The 1,128-nt window shown below is 76.9% G+C and carries 1 protein-coding gene; it reads right to left on the bottom strand.

The window, feature by feature from the left end:
* Positions 1-1,092 (bottom strand): S41 family peptidase (locus tag L2I40_RS23490; protein ID WP_237217768.1); only part of this gene is annotated, 1,092 nt, incomplete at its 3' end.
* Between the last annotated feature and the right edge of the window lie 36 nt (positions 1,093-1,128).

Here is a 1,128-nt window from a genome sequence, read left to right as displayed (position 1 = left end):
GCCCGCGACCTCGGCGGGCGGCAACGGGGCCCGCAGGCCGCGCTGCCGCGCCAGCGCGGCCGCCATCGGGGCCTGACCGGCGCCGAGCAGCGCAAGGCTGCCCGTGAGGGCCTCGGGGCCCAGACTCGTGCAGAGGTCGGGCAGGACGCCGAGGCTCTGGACCGGCCAGCCGGACGGGGCGACCACCTGCGACCAGGTGACCAGCAACTCGGCCTCGTTGGGTAGCTGCGCGACGAGCTGGATCAGCCCCTTGCCCATCGTCGAGCTGCCGACCAGCACGGCGCGGCCGCGCTCGGCCAGCGCCATGGCGACGATCTCCGCGGCGGAGGCGGTCCTGCCGTCCACCAGCACCACCAGCGGCCGAGCCTCCGCCAGGTCGCGGCCCCCGGCCAGGTAGCGCCGGCTCGCATTTGGGTGCCGGCCCTCCGTCCGGGCCACCTCGCCGTCGTCGAGGAAGAGATCGGCGACGCTGACCGCCTGGCCGAGCAGCCCGCCGCGGTTGCCGCGCAGGTCGAGGACGACGCCCCGCGGCGGACGCGCCGCGAAGGCATCCGCCAGCACCGCGGTGAGCCGCCGCTCGGTCAGCACGGTGAAGCCGCTGAGGCGGATCCAGAGAATGTCGTGGCGCCGCTCGGCGGTCACGGTCTCGGGCACCACCAGCGCGCGCACCAGCGTGACGTCGCGCGGCCGGGTGCCGCGCGAGAGGGTCAGCGTGACCGGGGAGCCTTCCGGCCCTTCGAGGAGCGAGGCGGCAAGGCCCGGGTCGCGCCCACTCAGCGGCTTGCCGTCCACCGCCAGCAGCCGTTCCCAGGGGCGAATGCCGGCGCGGGCCGCGGGCCCGCCGGGCGTCACCGAACTGACCGCGAGGCCTTCGCCCTGCACGGCGATGCGCAGGCCGAGGCCGGACTGCCCGACCCGCCCTTCCCGCGCCGTCCGCGCCTCCAGCGGCGTGACATAGCGGCTGTAGGGGTCGAGGTGGTTGAAGAGCTCCTCGAAGCCGGAGCCGATGACCCGCTCCGCCCCGGCGCGCCGCACCGCCGGCGACGCGCGCCAGGCCGCCTCGTAGAGCCGCCCGAGGGCCGCCGCCGTCATGGCCGCCGCGTCCGGACCGGGAGGGCGCACGTCAGA

The organism is Falsiroseomonas oryziterrae, from assembly GCF_021864505.1.
GTDB classification, from domain to species: domain Bacteria; phylum Pseudomonadota; class Alphaproteobacteria; order Acetobacterales; family Acetobacteraceae; genus Falsiroseomonas; species Falsiroseomonas oryziterrae.
The sequence above is the reverse complement of the archived record's forward strand: the minus strand, read 5'-3'. Positions and strand labels throughout refer to the sequence as shown.